This window comes from Sphingomonas sp. Tas61C01 (assembly GCF_052567495.1).
Genome location: NZ_CP199583.1, coordinates 466034 through 486153, shown reverse-complemented (window position 1 = coordinate 486153; position 20120 = coordinate 466034). Strand labels below are relative to the sequence as shown.

The 20120-nt window shown below is 66.3% G+C and carries 20 protein-coding genes; 2 read left to right on the top strand and 18 right to left on the bottom strand.

Annotation, left to right across the window (positions count from 1 at the left end):
• Nucleotides 1-243: 243 nt before the first annotated feature.
• The 18 genes from ACT009_RS02190 to ACT009_RS02105 form a co-directional block, all read right to left on the bottom strand.
• Nucleotides 244-3039: a conjugal transfer protein TraG N-terminal domain-containing protein gene (locus ACT009_RS02190; protein ID WP_445192764.1), complete on the bottom strand. Its 2796-nt coding sequence runs from the start codon at nucleotides 3037-3039 to the stop codon at nucleotides 244-246.
• A 62-nt stretch (nucleotides 3040-3101) separates the two neighbouring features.
• Nucleotides 3102-4496, bottom strand: coding sequence for a conjugal transfer protein TraH (locus tag ACT009_RS02185; protein WP_445193978.1), 1395 nt, complete (start codon nucleotides 4494-4496; stop codon nucleotides 3102-3104).
• 133 nt (nucleotides 4497-4629) lie between these two features.
• Complete coding sequence (locus tag ACT009_RS02180; RefSeq protein WP_445192763.1) at nucleotides 4630-5457, bottom strand: conjugal transfer protein TraF; 828 nt, start codon at nucleotides 5455-5457, stop codon at nucleotides 4630-4632.
• Nucleotides 5454-7211 carry a conjugal transfer protein TraN gene (locus ACT009_RS02175; RefSeq protein ID WP_445192762.1) on the bottom strand — a complete coding sequence of 586 codons (1758 nt, stop codon included), beginning with the start codon at nucleotides 7209-7211 and terminating at the stop codon, nucleotides 5454-5456. Before ACT009_RS02175 ends, ACT009_RS02180 begins: the two co-directional genes overlap by 4 nt.
• Nucleotides 7208-7966, bottom strand: a complete 759-nt coding sequence (gene trbC, locus ACT009_RS02170; protein ID WP_445192761.1) for a type-F conjugative transfer system pilin assembly protein TrbC — start codon at nucleotides 7964-7966, stop codon at nucleotides 7208-7210. Before trbC ends, ACT009_RS02175 begins: the two co-directional genes overlap by 4 nt.
• On the bottom strand, nucleotides 7966-8994 hold the full coding sequence (traU, locus tag ACT009_RS02165) for a conjugal transfer pilus assembly protein TraU (RefSeq protein WP_445193977.1): 1029 nt from the start codon (nucleotides 8992-8994) through the stop codon (nucleotides 7966-7968). Before traU ends, trbC begins: the two co-directional genes overlap by 1 nt.
• Before the next feature lie 62 nt (nucleotides 8995-9056).
• Entirely contained in the window at nucleotides 9057-9701 is a 645-nt protein-coding gene (gene traW, locus ACT009_RS02160; protein WP_445192760.1) for a type-F conjugative transfer system protein TraW, read from the bottom strand.
• Nucleotides 9698-10237 (bottom strand): S26 family signal peptidase, encoded by a 540-nt coding sequence (locus ACT009_RS02155; protein ID WP_445192759.1) that lies wholly within the window; start codon nucleotides 10235-10237, stop codon nucleotides 9698-9700. The genes traW and ACT009_RS02155 overlap by 4 nt, the downstream gene beginning before the upstream one ends.
• Complete coding sequence (locus ACT009_RS02150; protein ID WP_445192758.1) at nucleotides 10224-10628, bottom strand: TrbI F-type domain-containing protein; 405 nt, start codon at nucleotides 10626-10628, stop codon at nucleotides 10224-10226. The genes ACT009_RS02155 and ACT009_RS02150 overlap by 14 nt, the downstream gene beginning before the upstream one ends.
• Nucleotides 10625-10984 (bottom strand): hypothetical protein, encoded by a 360-nt coding sequence (locus ACT009_RS02145; protein WP_445192757.1) that lies wholly within the window; start codon nucleotides 10982-10984, stop codon nucleotides 10625-10627. Before ACT009_RS02145 ends, ACT009_RS02150 begins: the two co-directional genes overlap by 4 nt.
• Nucleotides 10971-13556, bottom strand: a complete 2586-nt coding sequence (gene traC / locus ACT009_RS02140) for a type IV secretion system protein TraC (RefSeq protein WP_445192756.1) — start codon at nucleotides 13554-13556, stop codon at nucleotides 10971-10973. The genes ACT009_RS02145 and traC overlap by 14 nt, the downstream gene beginning before the upstream one ends.
• Nucleotides 13553-14470 (bottom strand): hypothetical protein, encoded by a 918-nt coding sequence (locus tag ACT009_RS02135; RefSeq protein ID WP_445192755.1) that lies wholly within the window; start codon nucleotides 14468-14470, stop codon nucleotides 13553-13555. The genes traC and ACT009_RS02135 overlap by 4 nt, the downstream gene beginning before the upstream one ends.
• Entirely contained in the window at nucleotides 14467-15363 is an 897-nt protein-coding gene (locus ACT009_RS02130) for a DsbC family protein (protein ID WP_445192754.1), read from the bottom strand. Before ACT009_RS02130 ends, ACT009_RS02135 begins: the two co-directional genes overlap by 4 nt.
• A complete protein-coding gene (locus tag ACT009_RS02125) occupies nucleotides 15360-16724 on the bottom strand; it encodes a TraB/VirB10 family protein (RefSeq protein WP_445192753.1) in 1365 nt (454 codons plus the stop codon). The genes ACT009_RS02130 and ACT009_RS02125 overlap by 4 nt, the downstream gene beginning before the upstream one ends.
• Nucleotides 16718-17533, bottom strand: coding sequence for a type-F conjugative transfer system secretin TraK (locus ACT009_RS02120; protein WP_445192752.1), 816 nt, complete (start codon nucleotides 17531-17533; stop codon nucleotides 16718-16720). The genes ACT009_RS02125 and ACT009_RS02120 overlap by 7 nt, the downstream gene beginning before the upstream one ends.
• Complete coding sequence (locus tag ACT009_RS02115; protein WP_445192751.1) at nucleotides 17534-18097, bottom strand: type IV conjugative transfer system protein TraE; 564 nt, start codon at nucleotides 18095-18097, stop codon at nucleotides 17534-17536. It abuts the gene before it with no gap.
• A gap of 11 nt (nucleotides 18098-18108) precedes the next feature.
• The gene (gene traL / locus ACT009_RS02110; protein ID WP_145147011.1) at nucleotides 18109-18396 is read right to left on the bottom strand and encodes a type IV conjugative transfer system protein TraL; all 288 of its coding nucleotides are present in this window, start codon (nucleotides 18394-18396) and stop codon (nucleotides 18109-18111) included.
• 29 nt (nucleotides 18397-18425) lie between these two features.
• Nucleotides 18426-18749, bottom strand: coding sequence for a TrbC/VirB2 family protein (locus ACT009_RS02105; protein ID WP_445192750.1), 324 nt, complete (start codon nucleotides 18747-18749; stop codon nucleotides 18426-18428).
• Nucleotides 18750-19147: 398 nt separating this feature from the next.
• On the opposite strand from ACT009_RS02105, the gene ACT009_RS02100 reads away from it, so the two are divergent.
• Together ACT009_RS02100 and ACT009_RS02095 are read left to right on the top strand one after the other, a co-directional pair.
• Entirely contained in the window at nucleotides 19148-19624 is a 477-nt protein-coding gene (locus ACT009_RS02100; protein WP_445192749.1) for a helix-turn-helix domain-containing protein, read from the top strand.
• Between the two features lie 58 nt (nucleotides 19625-19682).
• On the top strand, nucleotides 19683-19895 hold the full coding sequence (locus ACT009_RS02095; RefSeq protein ID WP_145147017.1) for a helix-turn-helix transcriptional regulator: 213 nt from the start codon (nucleotides 19683-19685) through the stop codon (nucleotides 19893-19895).
• Nucleotides 19896-20120 lie beyond the last annotated feature (225 nt).

Sequence of the window (20120 nt, the reverse complement as noted above, 5' to 3'; positions counted from 1 at the left end):
CACCTCCGGGCTCACGAGGATCGGCTTCGTGCATTGGAGAACGACCATATCTTCAGGCGGAACGCAGCTGTGGATGACGGATTTCATATCATTCGCGAATTCAGCCGAGCGGGAAAAGAGAATCGCTCTACTGCTTACCTTTATAGGAAGACTTGGGCTGGTCCCGTTAGCCGAGCCCTTGCCCTCGGAGTGATCATGACTATCGCCGTGATCTGGACGTACCTTCTTTTCTTTTGATCTCTGTCAGTCCCGCTTAAGGGGCGACAACGGCACCGACTTACTCCAACTGCGGGCTAACTCGGCGCCGTCGTCTGTTGGTCCGGCCGCAGCCCCGGCTGTATCTGCGTCCCGAACTCGCCGCTTTCGGTCGATAGTATCTGCACCTCTGAACTGAGCGTCAGAAACTTCGGCTCGGATGCTATCCGCACGTTCAAGCAGCGAATTATCTTCAGCCTCTCCAACCTTCTCCACTGACCTAGCCGCCACGCCGCCGCTCGCGCGAACACCCTGTCCGCTTGACGCCGACGGCCGAGCCAATCCGTTCGCATTTGGAGCGGTCAGATGCTCCTCGACTTCAGCCCGCATGTTGGCTCCGACCTGCCCGACGTATTTCGACATCAGTAGGTCGCGTTCGGCCGTAACCTGAGGATCGCTGCTGTACCAATGGGTCGCATTGGCCGGATCGAAGTCACGATAGACGAGAGGCGTGCTGGCGATCTCTGCCCGCGCGAATGCGAGAAACGCATCGCTGGTGTTGAGCAAGCCGCTTACGCTCTCGCCATCGCGCGCCGACCAGCGGGTTTCGAGGCGATCCGCTTCTTCGTAGAAACGGCGAGCTTCGCGACTGAAGCTCTGTGCTTCTGTGAGACTTGAACTGATACCGGAGGCGTTGCTTGACACGTCGGACCGAGAGCTTGTGGCAACTGATCGTTCAAACGCGTCCCTGTTCTGCGACCAGCCATGGTTCGTCGACCAGCTTTCTAGCGCATCTTCGATCCGAGACCCGTCGCGAGAGACTGCGGCGACATCACTGTCAGTCCAGCGGCGTGAAGCCCCCGCGCTTCCGCTGGCCGACGCGCCCACTTTAGCAACCCCAAAGTTCGCGCCAATTCCAGCGTTCGCGCTGAGCGATCCACTCACAAATCTTTCTGTCGCGATCGTATCAGCCACTTCGGCTCGCAGACCAAATCGGCTCTGGAGCATGCGCGATGCCTGATCCACCTCGTTGAAGCTGCTGGTGATGTTCGAGCGATCCTCTGCGCCGTAGCTGTTGGCGATCGACTGGTCGTTGCTCACCGCGTGGCGGAACTCGTTAAAGCGGTTGACGGCATTGCTCACGCTCTCACTCGCCTGATTGGACAGCGTCTCGCCGCGCGTGCGGGTCTCGCTCGCGACGCGAGACGCCTCGGTTGCCACCGACTGCGTCACCTGCGGGCTGAACGGCAGCCTAGAGACGGGAACGTCGAGCAGGTCGTTGGCGGCGAAGCTCGTTGAGAGCGTGCCGGTGTCGTTGTACGCGCGGGTCTGCGAAGCGCCATAGGTGAAGCTAGGCGCCTGGTTCCACTGATCGTGCTGGCGCGTCTGGATAGTCTGGTTGTCGAAGCTGGCGTTGCCCACGCCGATGTTGCCGGTCGATGCCTCGCGAGCGGCTTCCTCGGCGGCGTTCTGGGAAGGGTTGAGGTAGCTGGTCGCCTGACTCGAAATCGCCATCGCGCCCTTCGCAATGCCGCCGGCCAGGAACGGGATGGATGCGACGAGATAGCCGGCAAGCATGCCGATATCGTCATTGGCCTCGCTCATGCCCGTGAAGCTCGCCAGCGTTAGTCCGTTACCGCCCCCTGCCCCGGCCACCTCCGACGCGCCCTTGAACATCATGACCATGTGCAGGATGACGTAGAGCGGACCCCAGGCGGCAAGATAGAAGAAGCCGGTGACATAGCCGCGCAACGCCAGTGGGCCGCTCTTGGGCATCAGGAACAGCGGAAAGAGCACGGGAAACAGCGCGTAGAAGACGACGGTCAGCACGATATTGAGCACCGGCACCCACTTCATCGCCGAATGCGCGATCGAGCCGTAGGTCCGCTTGGTCTGGATCTCCGCGCGGGTCTGCGCATAGACATCGACGCTGCCGGTGCCCGTCGCACCCGCGGCCGAATGCATCGCTTGGCTCATGGCATTAATCGTCAGCGTCTGCTTGAGGATCTCACTGGCGGAGGCCGAGACACCGGTCAGGTAGCGATAGGCGACCGGCAGGTCTGCAAAGAGCTTGGCCTTGGCGAGATCGGCGCTCTGCCGCGGATAGAGCTGCCGTCCGAAGATGCGACCCAAATCGTCCGTCATGCCGGCCCACTGCATGCTGAGCGTCGTGTAGCCGTCGCGACAGGTCTCGATCGACGAGGTCACCGCGCCGTCGGCATCCCGGGTCAGGAAGCGCTGTGCACGCGCCTGACTGCCGGGGCCGATAGCCCCCCAGATGTCGGGTGCTTTGCTCAGCGTCTCCATCGAATAGCGGCCGAGCAGGACATCGTAGAACACGCACTGCCGGAAATGCTCGTCGAGGTTGGCGGCGAACTCGGGATCGTTGATGCGCAGGTTCTGCGTCGCCTCGAACAGCCGCGAGCCATAGATCATGCCATTACGGCTGTAATCAAGGTCGCCCGGCAACCCGAACACGAGCTCGGCCGAGCCGACGAGGTAGTCCCCGACCTGCGAGGTGAAGCTCGCCATCATCGCCAGCCCCAACGGGACATTCGCCACCTGCGCCGGTGCGAGGCTCGGGTTGATGCGATCGGTGACGTGGACGTCGAGCCGCGGCACCATCAGCACCATGTACATGAGCGTCGCCTGCAGAAACCAGTTGAGCCAGGCGCGCCAGTCGGCATTGAACGCGACGATCACCACCGAGTACGCCAGACCCATGACCATGCAGACCTGGAGCAGGCTCTTGTAGCCGCCGTCGCCGGTCCAAGCCGCAACGGCGTTCAGGACGTTCACGACATATTCGCCGCCACCGATCGTGAAGAGTTCAACCGTCGCCATTGTCCGTGCTCATTTTGAGGGTGGGTGGGTCACCGGCTGGGTGCCCGGCGACCGGAGGTGCGCTAGTTCAATCCCCGCGCGCTCACGCCGCGCGACCAGTCGAGTGCCGCCGCCATGCCCGGCGACATCGAGTTGGCGAGGACGTTCTCGAGGAACTGCGTCTTCTGGATGATTGCCATGATCGCGGTGATCCGCGCCTGCGTGGTCTGCTGCCGGTCGGCGAGCGTCGTCCGCGCGGTGTTGATCTGCGCGCTCCAGGCGGTCAACTTGGCTTCGTCGGCGGCGATGAAGCTTGCTTTCGACTTGCCGACCTCGCTCACCAGCTGGTCGAGGATCGCGTAGAGCAGATCGATCGAGGCGATCTCGGCGAGCGTCGCGCGATCGTCGGTCGACAGGCCGCGGGCATAGGCCGCCTGCACCGTCAGGATCTTGTAGAGCGGCACCGAGGCGATCTGCAGCAGCTCCTTCTGCTCGGGCGTAATCGCACTGTCGGTGCGGATCGCATCGACCATGCCGTCGATGAGCGCCGTCACGCGGGGGCGGATCGCCTTGACGGTCGGCACATCGAGCGGCTTCAAGGTCGGGCTGAGGCACTGGTCCTCGGTGTCGCAGGCATAGACCTGGACCGCGCTTGCGCTGGTGCCGTCGAGCAGCGCGGTCACGAGCGTCGAGGTCATGTCACCCGTCAGCGGCTGGAACCGGCCCGGGTCACTGTCGGTCGGCGGCACGTAGATGATCGTGCCGACCATGGTCATCACGTACTCCGCCAGCTCGCGGTCGAAACTGCCGCCGGCATTGAAGAACTTCGAGCCCTTGAGCACATGCCAGGTGTAGTTGCGTGGTACCGCCGAGTTGACCGCATCCCACTTCGCAGGATCGGCACCGTCGATGGTCGAGCGGCGCTCGCCCTTGTTGCCGCAGCCATGCTTGGCAGCGGCATAGTCCGAGAAGACGCCGTCCGAGTTGCCGATCGCTTCGCAGATCGCCTTGTCGGCGAGATCGCCTTTCGGCCAAACCGAGCCGACCAGGGCCTGCGCGGCCTCGCAGCTCGAGATGTTGAGCGCGTTCATCATCTGCGCCTTCTGCGCAAACTCATCCATGACCTTCGAGCATTCCGGGCAGACGGTGTCGATCGCGAGCTTGAAGGCGAAGCCGACCGCGTTGTTCGCCACGGCCTTCAGCATGGCGACGATCTCGCTCGCGTTGATGAACGAGAAGGAGCCGGCAAACAGGTCGATGCCGCCGCAGCCTGCACGCGCGGAGGGCAGCTGGAGGTTGGCGAGGTTGGTCGTCTTCTGCGGGAAGCGCGTCCAGACGTTGCCGAGGCTGTAATAGCCGGCCGACTGTCCCTGGAAGGCACTTGGTCCGGTGACGTTGGCGGCGCCGCCCGCATCGCGGACGAAATCTTCCATCGCCTTGGCGACTTGGGCGCTCGCGGGCGCGACCGGCACGATCATCGGCACAAGCGCGCCGGCGACGCCGAGGCTGCAGCCGAGCGCCGCCAAGCCAATGCTCGCGCGCCTGACTGCGCGCTTCGCTGCTGCCACCGCACGCTGGTGATGGCCACGCCGCGGGCGTGGCGACGGAGGGTCAATAATCACTGCCGGCCTTTCTCTGGGTGAGCGCGAAGATGCGGTCCATCAGCTCGTCGGCGGCGATGACGCCGTAGCCGATCGGAATGGGGGTGCGGGTTGCACTGTCGAACAGCACAACCGCGGGCGTGACCTGCGAGGTCAGCCCCATGGCAGCGCGCTGGTTGGTCTCGACGGTGTAGCGGGGGAAGGTCTCGGACGGACCGCCATCGGTCGAGATGGCGCGCACGGTGATGCCGTGCGTGTCGGCGACCGCCTTTACGATCGGCGACATCACCGAGCAGGCGCCGCAGCTCTGCGCGAAGAAGTAGAACAGCCCGTAGCGCTTGCCGAGTTGGCTGAGCGTGCGGTCGCGTTCGGCCTTGCGGGTATCGAGCCACTGCCGCTTGGCGACGGTCCCGACCGGCCGCTGGAGCGTGTAGTCGAGCTCCGGCGTCTGCCAGATCGCCCGCTGCCACACGTCTCCGAACAGCGAGGCTCGATCGAGCTGCGCGCGCTGGAAGCGGATATAGGCCGTGACGTTCGCCGGGCTGGGATCGAGGATTGCGCGTGCCTTGAGCTCGCGCAGCTCGGTCGTGACCGCCTCGAGTTGCTCCGCGGCCGTGGAGACTGGTGCAGACGGGGGCGCGGCCTCCGGCTCGGCCGGGCGGGGCCGCTCGCAATAGAACCAGGTCCCGAGCTGGCGATCCTCGCAGTAGAAGCGATCGCCTTGCTGGGCGGTCGGGGCTGCCTGGGCCGGCACGGCGGCGATGGCGTCCCGCGCAGACGGCATGGCCGCTGCGAGGATCATCGCCGCGACGGCGAGTCGATGGAGACGTCTCTTCATCGGCGGGGTCCGTTCAGCGTGTAGAAGTCGGTGATCTTCTGCTGGACCGCAGTCACGGTGCTCAGCTCCTCGGGCAGTCGCGCGGCGTCCTGGAACTCTGCATAGACCTCGGAGAAATCCATGGCGGACAGGTCGAGCCGGGCGAACTCGTCGACCGTGAAGCCGAGGCAAGTCTCCCGTTTCGGCGAGCCCCACGGCTTGCCGATCTGCGGACGACCCTGCTCCTGCAGGATGCGGCTGAGCTTGGACTCGAAGCAGCAATAGGCCTTGCGCTTGGTCACGCAGACGCCGAGCACGCTGCTCGCACAGTAGCTGCCGACATAGTGGCAGAGGCCCGTCGCATCGCGCTGGTGGAGCAGGATCTCCTCGCGCGAGCAGCCGAGCGCGACGAGCAGCTGGCTACCGGGGATCAGCGGAAAGGCCTTGCCCTTGCAGCAGTTGAGGACGCCGAACACGGCGCTTTTGCAGGTGTTACGCGTGCCCTTGAACAGACTGAGCGTGGCGGGATCGAACTCCCGCCCGGCCTGCGCGGCAGCGTTGAGCGCGACCGCGGCGTCCTTGAATTCGGCGTTCGGCTGGCGATCGATCGTCTCGCAATCGCCGTTGATGCAGTAGATGTCGCCGTCACAGATATACTGCTTGTCCGGGCCGACCTGGTCGGGGATCGCGCAGCGGTAGATGCGCTCCCAGGTGGTGCATGGCTCGTCTTCGCTCAGGCATTCTCGCCGTGCGAAGCTGCAAGCCGGGTTAGCGTCGAGGCTTCCGCAATCTTGGCGCTCTACCGCGCGCGAGCACTGATAGCTCCTCTCCCAGGCCCAGCACGGCCGCGTGACAGCGACGCCGTTGATCGTCCGCGTGACCGGATCGCTCGACGTGCAGGTCTCGGCTTGCTCGACGCAGCCCGTGTCGGCCCCGAGGCCCGCGCACCCGCTTTCATCGCGGCGCTCCGCGATCGTGTCGTGCCCTTCCGTGCCGCGGAGCTGCGCACCTGCCACTTCGCTGGTGCAGAGCAGTTCGTCGACAGGTTCGCCGGGTTCGGTGCACCATGGCCGACCGGATTGGTTCCTGCCACCCTGCAGGCAGCGTCCCGGACGCGAACCGGTGACGGTGCAGCTCGCCGTTTCGAACAGCGCGCAATCATCGACATCGTTGAACGCGGCGTTGAACCCGCTGCACCAATAGCGATAGCGCGTCGCACGCGTCACCGAGACGGTGAGCGGAACCGTGCAGCGCTCGATCTTTTGCTCGAGTGCGAGGCCGTCATTGCAGGTCGCCTCATAGCTGCCGTTCGAGGCGCTGCCGGGCGGAAGCTCGCGACAGCTGCCCTGCGCGCCGCCGACACCCATGCCGCTGACATAGGTGTTCGGATCAGCAGCGACCGCCTGGCCGCGCGCGATCGTCGCCTCGATGTCGCCAAGCGGAATACGCGGACGTCGCTCGACCGAGGAGCGCATCGTCTGATAGCCCTCGTGGCTGGCCGCAGCGGCGCTGGCGGCTCGCGCGAGCGCATCGGGATCGTCGAACAGCGACGACTGCGATGGCGACGCGTCGAAGTTGGGGACGCTGTCCGCGGTAGGGACACGCTTCGCCGCATCCTGCGCCTGCGCAGCGATCCCGGCTGCGAAGGCCTTGCCATCGCTCCGCGCCCGGCTCGGATCTGCGGCCTGGCCGAATGCACCGCTGCCCGTGAGACCGGTCGCGAACATGAGCATGAGCAGCGCGATGCCACGCCGATTGTTGCCTGGCGGCTTCATCGCGCCGATCCTTCGAGGCGAGCCCGATAGAGGTCGGCGATACCTGCGCCGGGACCCGAGCCCTGCGCGAAGGTATCGAGCGCATGGCCGAGGCTGACATTGCCCGACATGCGGTCGTGCGGCGGCACATGCGTGGTGCAATCGAACCCGTCGCACAGGTCGAAGTCGGTCGAGGTGACGACATAGGTCGGGACCGTCGTGACCGCGAACGCGCGGAACAGCCGCGGGTCGATCCCGACGGCGTTGCTGCTCCCTGCGGGCACGACCCTGGCGAGCGCGCCCGTGAACTGCTTCACAGAGTTGCCTGGGAACCCGCGGAAGACGACAACGCCTCCGGCGCGCCCGACATCGTCGATCATCTGGCGCAGCGACGCGGCGGGCATCGAGAGACTGGCGAACGCCACCAGCCGCGGCGCATCATCGGCAGATCCGGCCTCGCGCCCGGCGGCGGCTACCATCGCGTCGAAATCGAAGGCATTACCCGGTCGCGCATTGACGGCAGCGGTGCGCGCATGCCGCGCGGCGTTCGCCCGGGCGGCAGCCGCGCTCGCCGCAGCCTGCGTCTTCACCGCGTCCCCGCGCCTGGCGATGACCTTGCCGAACGCCTCGGCATCCTCTGGCGAAAGCCTGGCACGCTCGCGGACCTTGGCGAGATCGAGGCCGTCCACGGTCTGTGCGCCGCCGCCGCTCGCGAGCCCGAGCGCCAGCCCGAGCGCGGTCAGCACGGCGCTGATGATGAGGGGATGACGGCGCATCACAGCACGCAGCAATTGCGTTTGCGCCAGACGAGATAGCCCATATCTTCTCCGATCGCGGGATAGACCTGGCCAGCCGACATGAAGGTCGTGGACGCGCCGATCGGCGCGCAGGCGTAGCGCCCGCTGGTCTGGGGATTGGGATTGGTGGCCTGGAACCGGTATTGCTGCTTGCGCATCACCGGCATCAGATATTTGCCGCACAGGCCCTTGGAGCCCATCGTGCCCCAGGCGACGAGCTCGCGGTGGAGCTTGTAGGCGAAGCGGGCGAGCGCGAGGCGCGACGCCTGCACATGGCCGATCGAGGCGCCGATATTGCCGTTCAGCGGGTACATCGTCCCCTGGCATCCCGCGCACCAGAACAAGGGATCGGTCGGCAGCTTGGCGGTCGCGGCGATGCAGTCGGCAGCGCAGGCGGCGAGCGCGAGCGGATTGGCGAACAGCACCGCTTCGGGGTTGATCAAGGCGGTGAGCTCGCTGTCCTGCCACAGCGGGTCGATCTCGGTCAGGTACAGGATGTCGATCGAGCCCGTCTCGAGACACAGGAAATCGGTGACGATCTCCATCCAGTAGATCAGCGGATAGGCGTACCAGTGGACGTGCCAGCCGCTAGTGTTCTGCGCCTTGCCGCCAACCGCGCTCGGACCGGCGATCGTCTTGAACCCGATGTCGAACCCCGGATCCAGCTTCAGCCCGCCGAGATTGACGAAGCACCAGGGCTTCATGCTGACGTCGGCCAGCCGCACCGGCTCCCAGAAGCCCATCGCGATGCCGGGCCTGATCCCGCAATTGCAGACGGGCAAGTTCGGGTTGTCGGTGTCGGGTCGCCCCGCGATCGACGGCCAGATCTTGAGGCCGCCGACCGACATAGGGAACAGGCAGCTCCAGCAGATATCCGTGATCGGATTGACGAAGCGGCCCGTGCAGCGCCCGGGCGTGCCTGCGGCACGCGCCGGCGACGCGAGCACAAGCGCAGCCAGCGCGATGACGGCGGCGAGAAGTATGAGCGTCACGCGGGTGCGGCGGATTCGCTGCTGGTGGCGCTGGCGTGCCGCCACGAGCCATGCCGGCGGATTTGGAGTATGTGCGGTCACTTGCCGCCCTCCTTTGCTTTGGGGATGGCGATTTCGCTGACCTTGAGTGTCCGCCCCGCTTGCTCGATCACCGCCGGCACCGCGCGCACGCCGAACTTGGTCGTAAGCGTGCCCGACTGGTCGAAATAGAAGCGGCGCTGCTCGGCCTTCATCAGCGTGAAGGGCGAGCCGCGCACGAGGATGAGCTTGGCGTTCAGCGCCGTCGTCCGGCCCATCGCCCAAGCGACCTGCGCCGGATCATCGCCATCCAGGAAGACAAGCCGCTGGCGCAGCGGAACGGTGTCGAGCGGGTTCACGCGGGTCCCCCGCGCCACGACCACACGGCCCTTTGCATCGCGAAGATCCTGCTCGACGGTGATGGTGGGATCATGGGTCCAGCTTCTCGACTGGCTCGCGGCGACGATGCCCTTGACCGCAGGCGGCCGCTTGACCCGCGCTTCGGTGCGCGCGGCCAGCTCGCGATTGGCGCGATCGAGCGCGCCCGACGCCTGCATCGTGGTGAGCTTGTTCTGGATGACCGACAAAAGATCGGTCTCGATGACCGGAAACACCGCGCCCTGCTGACCATAGTCGCGCGCGGAGACCGCCTGCGACATGAGGGACAGGATCGTGGCGCTGGAAAGGAGGAGGAGCCGCTTCACAGGATCGCCCTCCCCACCCCGATGATGCGCGGACGGCAGACCCAGCCGATCGCGGCATAGCGGCTGTCGAAGCTGTCGCGGTGGGGCGTGCCCACGAAGTAGCAACCGCGCGGGATGATGCCGGTCGGTCCCAGCGCGAGCGGCTCGCCGAACCGCGTTGCCGGCTTGGCCAGCGCTACGGGCCGAGCGTTGACCGAGAATAGCCGGCCATGCCGCTCGACCCGGTCGCCGGCGACGCCATAGACGATCTTGCCGAACGGCTGCGGGCGAGCGCCGAAATGACGGGCGAGCAAGGATCCAGGCGGCGGCTCGAAGAAAATGAAGTCGCCGCGGACCGGCACCCGCCGCCGATCGATCATGAACGCCCAGTTCGGCAGGCTGGTCGTGGCATTGACCAGCAGCGCGTGGTCGTCGCTCCAGCGGGCAAGCTCGCCGAGGCTCACCAAGCCGATGCCGACCGCGGCATAGACCAGATAGCGCCGGCGCCGGGCCGGGCCCAAGAAAGCGGGCGCCGGCTGCGTCTCAACGAGGGTCATGACCGCCCTCCAGCGCGCGCTTGACCTCGGTACGGACAAGCTCAGTGCGATCGGGCACGCTCTTGCCGAGCGTCGCCTCGGTGACGAGGACGGTAGTGCCGTCGGCACCTAGCGCACTGACCGACCGGTTGATGGCGGCGAGATAGGCGGCGGTGCGGCTGGCGGTCTGCTCGGGCGTGCCGCCATTGCGGCTCTCGGCGGCCACGAAATCGCCGACCAGGGTCGACAGGCTGACCGACACGATCTGCCGCTTCGAGATGTCGAGCAGCAAGCGCGTCGCCCATGCCGCCCAGATCATTCCACCAAGCAGGAGAATTGTCGCCAGGACGTGCCCTACGGGCCAGCCGGCGATTGTCCGCCGGGTCGGCGCCAGGGTGATGGCATCGCTCATTGCTCATTCTTTCGGGAAAGCTCGCGCCGCATGCGGGCAGCGAAGGCAGGCAGCCGGGCGACGAGGAACAGCAGCGCGAGCGCAGCCGTGAGGCCCACAAGCTGGAGGTCGAACTCGGCGCGGCGTGCGGCGTCGGCGGCGAGATAGTGGCTCGCGAGATTGCCGAGGTGCGCGAACAGGATCGGCAGGCGGGCATCGGCGGCGAGAATCACCACCGCCAGGATCGTGCCGAGCGTGACGAGCAGCGTCCCGCCGAGCCATAGCGTGGTGCTCAGGGCCAGGTGGCACGCGTCGGCGAGAAAACGCCGCAGCCGCACCCTACGGCCGCCAAGTGGCCGAGGATCAAGCGCGGACATGCTGCGCCTCCTTCGTCTTCGGGGCCTGAGCCGTATCCGGAAACGCCACGGCCTCGAGCGCCTGTTCGATCGTGTCGCCCGCGACCATGCGGCGCTCGATCGCGGCATAGGTATCCGGTGAGGACGAGAAGAGCGTCGCCGAATAAGGATCGAGCACGAGCCGACCGAGCGCCTGAACCTCGGGACCGCGGATGAAGACCTCCGAATATTCCGAGCCGCTGCGCTTCAGCGAGCGGATCAGGCTCTCGGTACGATCGTCCATGTCAAGCCGCTCGGACTTGCGGAAGTCGGCGATGGTCTCCGGCTTCTGCTGGAGAACCAGCATCCAGTCGCTGTTCTCGAGTGCGGCGGTCGCGCCGCCCGACTTGTAGAAGTCGTTGAGCGACTGCGTCGCGGTCGCCAGCGCGCCACCGTATTTGCGCGCGGTACGGGCATAGGTCTCGACGAATTCGGACATCGAGCCGCCCTTCAGCATGCTCCAGGCCTCATCGATCAGCAGCAGCTTCTTCACCGAGCGAGGGCTTCGGGTCATCGCCTGGCTGGTCATGAACATGATCGCGGTCAGCACGACCGAGCGCAGCTCTTCCCGCGTCGCCAGGTCCGACATCTCGAACACGGTGAAGTCCGACTCGAGCTTGAGCGTCGCCTGACCGTTGAAGAACCCGCCGTACGTGCCGCCCGACAGGAACGGTCCCATCGCGATCGCTAGGTTGGCGGCATCGGGATTGCCGGTGTCGGTGAGCGCTCGCGCGACGCCGTCGATCGAGCCTGCATGCCCCGCGGCTTCCCACACTTGGTTCACCGCTTGGTCAATCAGGCCGCGCTCGGTGTCGGTCAGGCGGTCGATGAACCGCGCCATCTGCCCGACGATGCTCTTCAGCATCGCCATGCAGTCGAGGCGATAATCCTCGTCTGCGGCCACTCGGTCGGCGTCGATCATCGAGAAGGGATTGAGGCAGAAGCCCGAGGCCAGCGTGAACTCGATGAACGCGCCGCCCTGGAGCCGGCACGAGTTCATGAAGCTGCGGCCGTCGTCGATCACGACGACCTTGGCACCAGCCCCGCACAAGGCTGCGCACATCTCCTGCAGCAGCACCGACTTGCCCGATCCCGACTTGCCGAGGATCGCGACATTGTGGTTGCCCGCGCCATTCTCGAACGGCGACCAGAAGAAGGGCTGCCCGCGCCGCCCGACGAACAGGAGATGCGGGACGTTGCCGCCGAGATACTCGCCCTGGACCGGCGCGATGTTGGCCGCTGTCGTCGACAGCATGGTGCGCATGCGCTTGCACCGCTCCATGTCGGTGCCGAGCCCGTCACCCAGGGTCATCGGCATGGCCGCGAGCAACCCCTGGATCTGCAGGTAGCGCTCGTCGGCAAGGTCCCAGCCGGCTGCCTTGTAGAGCGACTTGATCGTGCGCTCGTTGCGGTCGCCCTGCCCTTCGGGCGAGAAGGCCGTGACCCCGTAGAAGGCGCGCACCAGCCGGCGGCCTTCCTGCATCTGCGCCTGAACCTCGCGCCACTCGGCCGCCTGCTCGCGCAGCTTCGGCAGATAGCGGGCCGAGCGGCCCTCGCTGAGCGAGGTCGTGCGCAGGAACTTCATGCCAGCGCGCGCCGAGGCCGCTTCCTGGTCGGGATAGACGAGGCAGAGCATCGTCGCTGCCGGACAGGGCATGCGCAGCTTGTCGGTGAACAGGTCGCCGATCAGGCGAGCGCATTCCCACGGCGCCCAGCGCGCCGGCATGTTGCGCACGCCGAAATGCCTGACGTCGAAACGGTCGGGATAGATCTCTCCGATCTCGGGCGCGCCTTCATCCGTGGCACCAGTCGGCCGGAAGCGCTCGGTGCGCAGGCACAGCCGGCTCTCCTCGACGACCAGCTCGATGTCGCGACGGATCGCCTGATCGGCGATCGGGTCGAGCGGGTTGTAGCCGATTGTATCGTCCTGCGGCGCGGTCGTCGGCGAGGTCAGATCATCGAGGAAGGCGATCAGTTGCACAGGATCGACATTGGCCACTGGCACGTCGAGCGAGCGCAGCACGCCCGTCAGGCTCTCGCGGACAGCAACCAGCTCCTCCTTGGTGGTGGCGCTGCCCGCAGGAACGCCGACCGAGATGAGGATCTGATGATGGCGTGCATGGAAGGGCGCGCTTGCCGAGCCGCTGGTCCAGACCAAATCGTAAAGGCACGCCGCGCGGCGCCGCGCGATGGCTTCATAGACCCCGCCCCGCGCATAGCGCGGCAGGAACCATGGCGCGATGTTGCGGCCGATACGTGGGGAAGCCCAGTGGACGATCTGGACGCAGGCACCCGCCGGCAGGCCTTCTGAAAAGAATTGGCCGAGCAGGTCGCCGGTCCGCTCGTCCGCGCCGACCAGTGGTGCCACGTTGAGCACGAAACCCATTGAGCGCGCGTTGATGTACAGCCGTGTCGCGGGCTCGTAGACACGGTAGGGCAAAAAGCTCGACAGCATGTCGAGACCGATCACCGGACGCGCTGCTTCCTGCGCGTCGGCGTCGCCGAACAGCCCGCGCGACAGGGTGTCATAGAGGGTGCGGAACGACAGGCTCATTTCGGCGCGTCCTTCGAGCTGGTCGCGGGCGCGAACACCCCATCGAGGTCAGGCTCGGCCGGTGTCCGGCCCAACTGCTCCATCGCAGGTTTGGCGAGGGCGCGGACGCGCCCCGCCGCGATGGCTCCGGCAATGCCAGCCGATGGCTTCGACTTGGTCGAAACTGCGCCCGGACGCATGCTCCCGATCACCGGCAGGGTCTGCGAACGCTCGAGGGGCACCTTGCTCAGATCGATGGTCGCGGGCCGGGCGATGCGGCGCCCGGCCTTAGCCGCAGCAAGTGCCTCCGACGTCGGTCCTGCGATGATGCCGGTCCGGGGGAGCGCACCGACCGCGGTAATAGGGTGAGGGGCTTGAGCGGGGAGTGACTCAAGCCCCTCGATTGCCGGAGCGGATGCTCCAGCAATCACCTCGCGCAGGGAGGAAGGGGCGGAACTGCGCGAGATCTCGAAACTGGGTGTGAAGGTGGCCTCGCCGGAAGCTGCCCTGTTCGCGGAGCCGACCGGCGTCACGGTCCAGGCGGCATCCTCGACGACGACATGCGCTGTCGCTTCGTCGTGGAGCACGCCCGCACGATCGACATGCGCCGGGAACACAACCCGGAGCGTCCGCTCGCCGGTGCGGCCGACGGGTCCCGAAGCTTGCGTCGACCGGAACGGCTGCAGTCGGACGTGGGGCTCGCGATCGGCCTCGGCGTCGTCTGAGCCGACCATCGTCTGGACCGCGCGGGCATCGATCGCCGACATCGGCGAGCATGTGCCGTCGGGTGCCCGGCAGGCGAAATCACCGCTGACATTCCCGCCCAGAGTGGCGCAGCCGGTGCTCGCGAGGAGCGCGGCTAGTGCAGTGCCGCACAGCGCTGCCCGGATCACCAGGCCGACGTGGCGATCGCGACGGAGTGCGGTGCGGGTCATGCCGCACCCCCGGCGACGAACGCCTTGAGCTGTGCCGCGGGGCGGAAGCCCTCGAGCACCGCACCATCGGCGCGGATGATGACCGGGGTGCCGCCAAAGCCGTGCTGCTTGGCGAACGCCTCATTGGCGTCGAGCCCGCTGGTGTCGCACTTGCCGCCAGCCGGCAACGCCTTCTGGTCATAGGCGGCGTGCAGGGCACGCGCCGGATCCTTCGAACAGAGCACGCGCTCGGCGGTGCTCCGGCTCGCCGCGCCGAAGATCGAGATCGGCCGCTCCTCGACCCGCGCACCGATCGCGCGCAGTTCGTCGGTCAGCCGGCGACAATAACTGCAGGCGAAGTCGCTGAGCACGACAAGCTTGGGTCCGTTTGCGGGTCCCCAGTGGATCGCGCCGGCGGCGGGCAGCTCACCGAGGTCCACCTTGGCTGGCGTCGCGGGTGCCTGAGGCGGCGCGGTCTCGTCGGCTTCTGCCTTCTGGCGCGCCGCGCCGGCGACGAGCAGGTCGGGGTTGAGCGCGAGCAGCCGCGTCGCGGTCAGGTCCGCCCGGGTTTCCATGTCGTAGACGCGGCCGATCATCAGGTAGCGCGCACCGCGATCGACGTAGAACAGCGTGGTGCCCGCGACGACCTCGCAGATCCCGCCGAGCCCACCGCAGTCGACCGCATTGATCACGGTCTTCGGCAGGCGCTTGGCGAGCGCGGCGAGCACCGCCTTTGCTTCCGTGCCGGCCGCGATCGTCGGCGTCGACGCGTGCGCAGCGACCGCGTTGGCGAGCATGCCGGTGCTGACACCAACGCCGAGCGACGCGGCCGACAGCAACGTCCAGAAAGCGCGACCTTCAAGTCGCCTGAAACGATCGAGCTGCAATGCCCGAGAAAAGACAGAAGAAGTCATTGCGTGTTCCTCACGTAAACGCCGTCCAGAAAGACGATTTCGACATCGATGCCGGTCGGCATCTCGATAACCGGCTGGTATTGCTCGGCCCGCTCGATCAGATATTTGGAGACCGTGTCGGCGGCGTCGCCGGCACCTTGGCCGAGCCCGCCGGTGACGATGTCGCCGGGCGACAGCTTTTCGCGGGTGCCGTCGGCACCTTGCGTGATCCCGGAGAAGACGCTGTTCGCATTGGCCGAGAAGCCCCGGCCGAAGCCGCCGACGATCCCGGCGATCAGCGCCTGGCTGACGAGACTGCCCTCGCGGCTGACGACGCGACCGCGCACGCCGGTCTTGCCGGCAAAGCTGATGAAGCCCTTGACCTCGCTCACCGCGACCCGGCCGCCGGGCTGGTCGCAGGTCATCTTGGCGAGTTTCACATAGACCTTCTCTGCCGAGAGATCGCCGCGCGCCGCGCCGTTGACGACACAGCCCTGGATGCGAGTCGTGAGCAGCTTGCCGTTGTTGACGACCGAGCGTGCCGGTCCGGTGATCCGCAGGACAACCGGGAGCGGATCGGTCTGGCTCGTGACGCCTGCCGAGGCATCGACGCCGACGATGACACGCGCCGGAGCGTAGCTGTTCGGCGGCAGATACTCGGGACTGTCCTCCACCTCGATCGGCGGCGCGCCCGGACGACCTGACCGAAGCCCCGTCTTGGTCGCTCCTGCGCTCTCGGGGGCACCTGTGCCGAACGACAAGGTCTTGACCTGCCGTTCGGGCGGCGCAGCCTCGCTTCCGGGCGTAGCGGCGAGATCGGGCGACAACGGCGAGCCGGACGGTACCGACGAACCCTGTGCGGAATAGCTGCCGCCGGGCCCGTAGGCCGGTGCGGGCGTGGTCGCCGGCGGGGTCTGCGCGGCGCGGCTCGCCTCTGCGCGCAGCCCGGCATTCTCGGCCGACAGCGCGTCGATGGTGCGCGCGCCGTCGGTGCGCATCGCCTGGTTTTCGGCGGCGAGCGCATCGAGCTTGGCTTGCAGCTCGCTCGGGTTGGTACGGCCGTCCTCGAGCGCCTTCAGTTGGCGCGCCTGGGCGTCGAGCCGATTGCCGTAGATCGCGACGAATTCCTTCTGGCTGAGGTCACGGTTGACGATGCCGTCGGTTTCGATCCGCCGCGGCGCGTCGGGATTGGCGACGCCGCCATCGGGAGAGCCGCCGAGCACGAACCAGGCGCCGAGCAATGCGACCGCACCGCCGCCGCCCAGCAGGATCATCTTCTGGCGTCGCGCGGTCTTTGCGTTGAGGGCGCCGAGTGCGCCGCCTGCCGGCAACTCGGCATCGCGGTTCTCGACCGGTATGTGCGGCTGGGTGGAGCTCACCATGCCCCCTCTCCCGCCATGCCGACGAGCCACACGCTGGTAGCCGCGCCGGGTGCTAGCTCGGGTGTCGCGACGCTGAGCGCCAGCGTGCCGGAAGGAGCGATATCACTCGCGCGAACCGACGCCGGCTTGGTCCCGCGATTGTCTATGCGGAGCACCTTGCCCACGAGTGCGGCGCCGCGATACTCGGCGATCAGACGGACGCTGAGGTCGCCGATGCGCGTCGGGGCGGCGGCGACCTGCCGCAGCTGGTAGCCGTCCACGGTAGCGGACGTTGCCATGGCCTGGATGAGCCGCACCGCGGTTTCGCGCGGGCCGGACTTAGCCTCCCATTCCGCCGCCTTCTCAACGCCGAGCGCCGGATTGGTGACGAAGATCTGTTCGGCCTCGTCGCCGCCGATCGTGCAAGCGAACTTGTAGACATAGCCCTTCTTCGAGGTGGCGAAGAAGCTTAGCGACCGTGCGGCGAACCCGTCCGGGACGGACAGGTAGATGTCTCCACGGATCGGCTCGTTGGTGACCGTAAAGTCGTTGTAGGGATAGCCAGTCGACACCTTGCTGACGCTGGCAAATCCGTCGCCGACCAGCGCGATGCGGGTCAGGTCACGCGAGGACACGACACAATCAACGCGGGCATTGTCCGCAGCCTGCCGGTACTGGTCCGCCCAGGCAGGCGTGGCGCCGAGCACCAGGGCCGCGCCGATCAGCGCGAAGCCAAGCGGCTTCAGCCCGAGATCGATCGGCCGCGAGGCGCCAGCCACGACCGAGGTCGCGCCGGCCGCGAGCAGCCATGTGGGTGGGATGCAGATCACTTAACGTGCCTCCTTGGGCGAATGGACGAGCGCGAAGCTCGTGAGAGAGAGGCGGAGGCCGGCGTAGCTCCAGCCGAAGCGAAACCGCTTGGTCTCGCTGGCAATCACCTGGCCGCCGACGAAGGTCTTGAGGTCACCCTCGACTTCCGACGTCAGGCCCTTGGGGTCGACGGTCATGCCGTTGATCACGAAGGCCTGGCTGACGTCGGAACCGCGCTGCTCGGTTACGATCTTGACGAGCTCGGCCTTGAGCGCGCCGTGTGCTGCCGGGTCGGCGAGCTTGAGGATCTGCTCCATCCAATAGTCGAGGCCGGCCGGCGACCGGTTCAGCAGCATCAGCGCGACGTCGCGCGTCACCAACTCGAGATAATCGGCCTCGACGCCCGACGAGCTGATCGTCAGAGGACGCGTCGCGATCGGTTGCAGGACGATCTCACGGTCTTTCGACGACAATGCCGAGAACAGGGCGATGTTGGTGACGAACGAGGCGGCGGCGGCGAGCAGCAGCACCTTGCGCTGCCGCAACAAGGACTGGCTGCGCTGATGCGCGATGTCGGCGAGCATATCGTCCTCCCTCAGCCGGCCAGCAGGCGACAATGGGAGGGCGGAGTGGCTTTCAGCCTGACAAAGGTCGCACCCAGATACCAATAGGCGGCATGGATCACCCACGAGCTGGCTCGGCCAGCTTTTGCCTTGCGCAGCGCAAACCACGCTCCGCAGGAGAGTATGATGCCAATCAGGATATGCTGGGTGAGAATTCCCCAGGCGAACGGGATCGCCAGCCCCATGAATTCATCAAGGGTCCAAAGGCCGATGAGCTCGGGATCATCGAGACGCCTGGGAACGATATACTTGTCAGACATGGCTGCCGCCCCGCCCTCTTTTCCCGCGCTCAGATGAGCGCGGTGACCGTGGAGGTGACGATCGGCACGCCGGTGCCGACACCGATGCCGACGCCGACGGGCAGCGCCACCTGGCCGAGGCTGAACCGACCCGACGCCATGCCGATGATGCCGCCGGCAAGGCTGAGCACGGCAATGATCTTGCCGCCCGAACCCTCGAGGAAGTCGGTGAACTTGGTCAGCGCCGGGCTGAAGGTCGCGTCTGCGCCGGCGTAGGCGGCGGTCGCGCAGAGCATGAGCCCGACAGCGGGCAGGACATAGTCACTGGCGCGGCCGAGTTTGGCGCGGACCAGCGGGAGCTTGAGGCTGTGCATCGAGAGCGTCTCCGTGGGAGTGTCGGCGCGGTCGAACGCCGACCGCCCACTCACCAAGCGCGCCTCGCCCGGCCGCCTCAACAAAAAGGAACATGAAGAGAACGGATCGCCGCTGTCGTCGCGAATTTTGCGATTGCTATCGCAGCTTGCGTTGGAATCTTCCTACTCCCCGCGACGAGGATCGCGGTGGTTGATCAGCTCCGCACCCGGCGTTGCGACGCCTGTCGCAACTTCCGCTGATTGCCTGATTCGCTCGACTCGTGGCTCGATTCGCGCCTTCGACACCCCATCGTAGTCCGACCCACAAGCCTACGCCCTGCTAGGATGTTCCTGTTTTGTTTTCCTACAGGCCATGTTCGCGCTAGCGTGCGGTGCGACTCGATAACCGGAGACTTTTCGTGCCCGCTAATGCCGACCCTCCACCCTTCACCTCGGCGCCGCTGCATGCCGTGGTTGCCGATCTCGTGGACGAAAGCGGCGTCAGCCAGCGCGACCTCGTTTCCCGCGTCGGGCTCTCCAAGGATCAATTAAGCCGCACGCTGAAGGGCTCCCGACACATGAGCCTGGAAGAAGCGGCGACGATCCTGCACGAAGCTGGGCTGCCGGCCCGCGGCACACTAACGCTGGCGCTGTTCGATCGTCAGGATCTCGCGACCGATTGGGCACGCTCAGGACTCGGTGGCTTTTTGGAGATGATGGTGGCCGCCCTCCCCGATGCGCTCGCCGCGGAAATTGGCGACACCAGCGATCGGGTCGACCCCCGTTGGGGAACGCAGGCCGCGCGCTTTGTCGCGCAGCGGATTGCCCATCACATCCACGACCTGATCGAACGAGAACAGCGTCTTGGCGACTTCTCGCCCGGACGTACCGTCTAACCCACTAGCAGCCGACCACTGGGGAGAGGTCTCGGTAGCTTCAACGAAGGACAGCTTGATGCAAGCTCATCTCTCCCGATCCTCGGAACGCCTCATCAGGCTGCCCGAAGTCAGACAGCGGGTCGGCCTCGGTCGCTCGACCATTTACCGGCTGATGGAACTCGGATCATTCCCGAAAGCGCGGAAGTTGGGCCCTCGCGCGATTGCGTGGTCCGAGGGTGAAATCGACAGCTGGATTGAGGGCAAGCTGACGGACCAAGCTAGAGACTAAGGCGCAATGCGCGTTCGCAGCGCGATCCGTTCATGCAGCAGTTGCTGGGCTCCTGTAGCGATCGCTCTCTCTCTCAAGTGCACGCCTCGGGCAGTCCCTCGGGCAACTCTTTGGCCCGCTCTGCGCCATACAATCGTTTTAGTCGCCAAACTGCCGATCCTCGATGCTGCCATCGGCGCTTGCTCACCGGCGCCGTCGAAAACGACCGGCATTGGGGACGAAGCT

Bases quoted from the DNA above. Each gene is read 5' to 3' on its own strand.
- ACT009_RS02190 (WP_445192764.1), bottom strand. From the start codon at position 3,039: ATGGCGACGGTTGAACTCTTCACGATCGGTGGCGGCGAATATGTCGTG.
- ACT009_RS02185 (WP_445193978.1), bottom strand. From the start codon at position 4,496: ATGATCGTGCCGGTCGCGCCCGCGAGCGCCCAAGTCGCCAAGGCGATG.
- ACT009_RS02180 (WP_445192763.1), bottom strand. From the start codon at position 5,457: ATGAAGAGACGTCTCCATCGACTCGCCGTCGCGGCGATGATCCTCGCA.
- ACT009_RS02175 (WP_445192762.1), bottom strand. From the start codon at position 7,211: ATGAAGCCGCCAGGCAACAATCGGCGTGGCATCGCGCTGCTCATGCTC.
- trbC (WP_445192761.1), bottom strand. From the start codon at position 7,966: ATGCGCCGTCATCCCCTCATCATCAGCGCCGTGCTGACCGCGCTCGGG.
- ACT009_RS02155 (WP_445192759.1), bottom strand. From the start codon at position 10,237: ATGACCCTCGTTGAGACGCAGCCGGCGCCCGCTTTCTTGGGCCCGGCC.
- ACT009_RS02150 (WP_445192758.1), bottom strand. From the start codon at position 10,628: ATGAGCGATGCCATCACCCTGGCGCCGACCCGGCGGACAATCGCCGGC.
- ACT009_RS02145 (WP_445192757.1), bottom strand. From the start codon at position 10,984: ATGTCCGCGCTTGATCCTCGGCCACTTGGCGGCCGTAGGGTGCGGCTG.
- traC (WP_445192756.1), bottom strand. From the start codon at position 13,556: ATGAGCCTGTCGTTCCGCACCCTCTATGACACCCTGTCGCGCGGGCTG.
- ACT009_RS02135 (WP_445192755.1), bottom strand. From the start codon at position 14,470: ATGACCCGCACCGCACTCCGTCGCGATCGCCACGTCGGCCTGGTGATC.
- ACT009_RS02130 (WP_445192754.1), bottom strand. From the start codon at position 15,363: ATGACTTCTTCTGTCTTTTCTCGGGCATTGCAGCTCGATCGTTTCAGG.
- ACT009_RS02125 (WP_445192753.1), bottom strand. From the start codon at position 16,724: ATGGTGAGCTCCACCCAGCCGCACATACCGGTCGAGAACCGCGATGCC.
- ACT009_RS02115 (WP_445192751.1), bottom strand. From the start codon at position 18,097: ATGCTCGCCGACATCGCGCATCAGCGCAGCCAGTCCTTGTTGCGGCAG.
- traL (WP_145147011.1), bottom strand. From the start codon at position 18,396: ATGTCTGACAAGTATATCGTTCCCAGGCGTCTCGATGATCCCGAGCTC.
- ACT009_RS02105 (WP_445192750.1), bottom strand. From the start codon at position 18,749: ATGCACAGCCTCAAGCTCCCGCTGGTCCGCGCCAAACTCGGCCGCGCC.
- ACT009_RS02095 (WP_145147017.1), top strand. From the start codon at position 19,683: ATGCAAGCTCATCTCTCCCGATCCTCGGAACGCCTCATCAGGCTGCCC.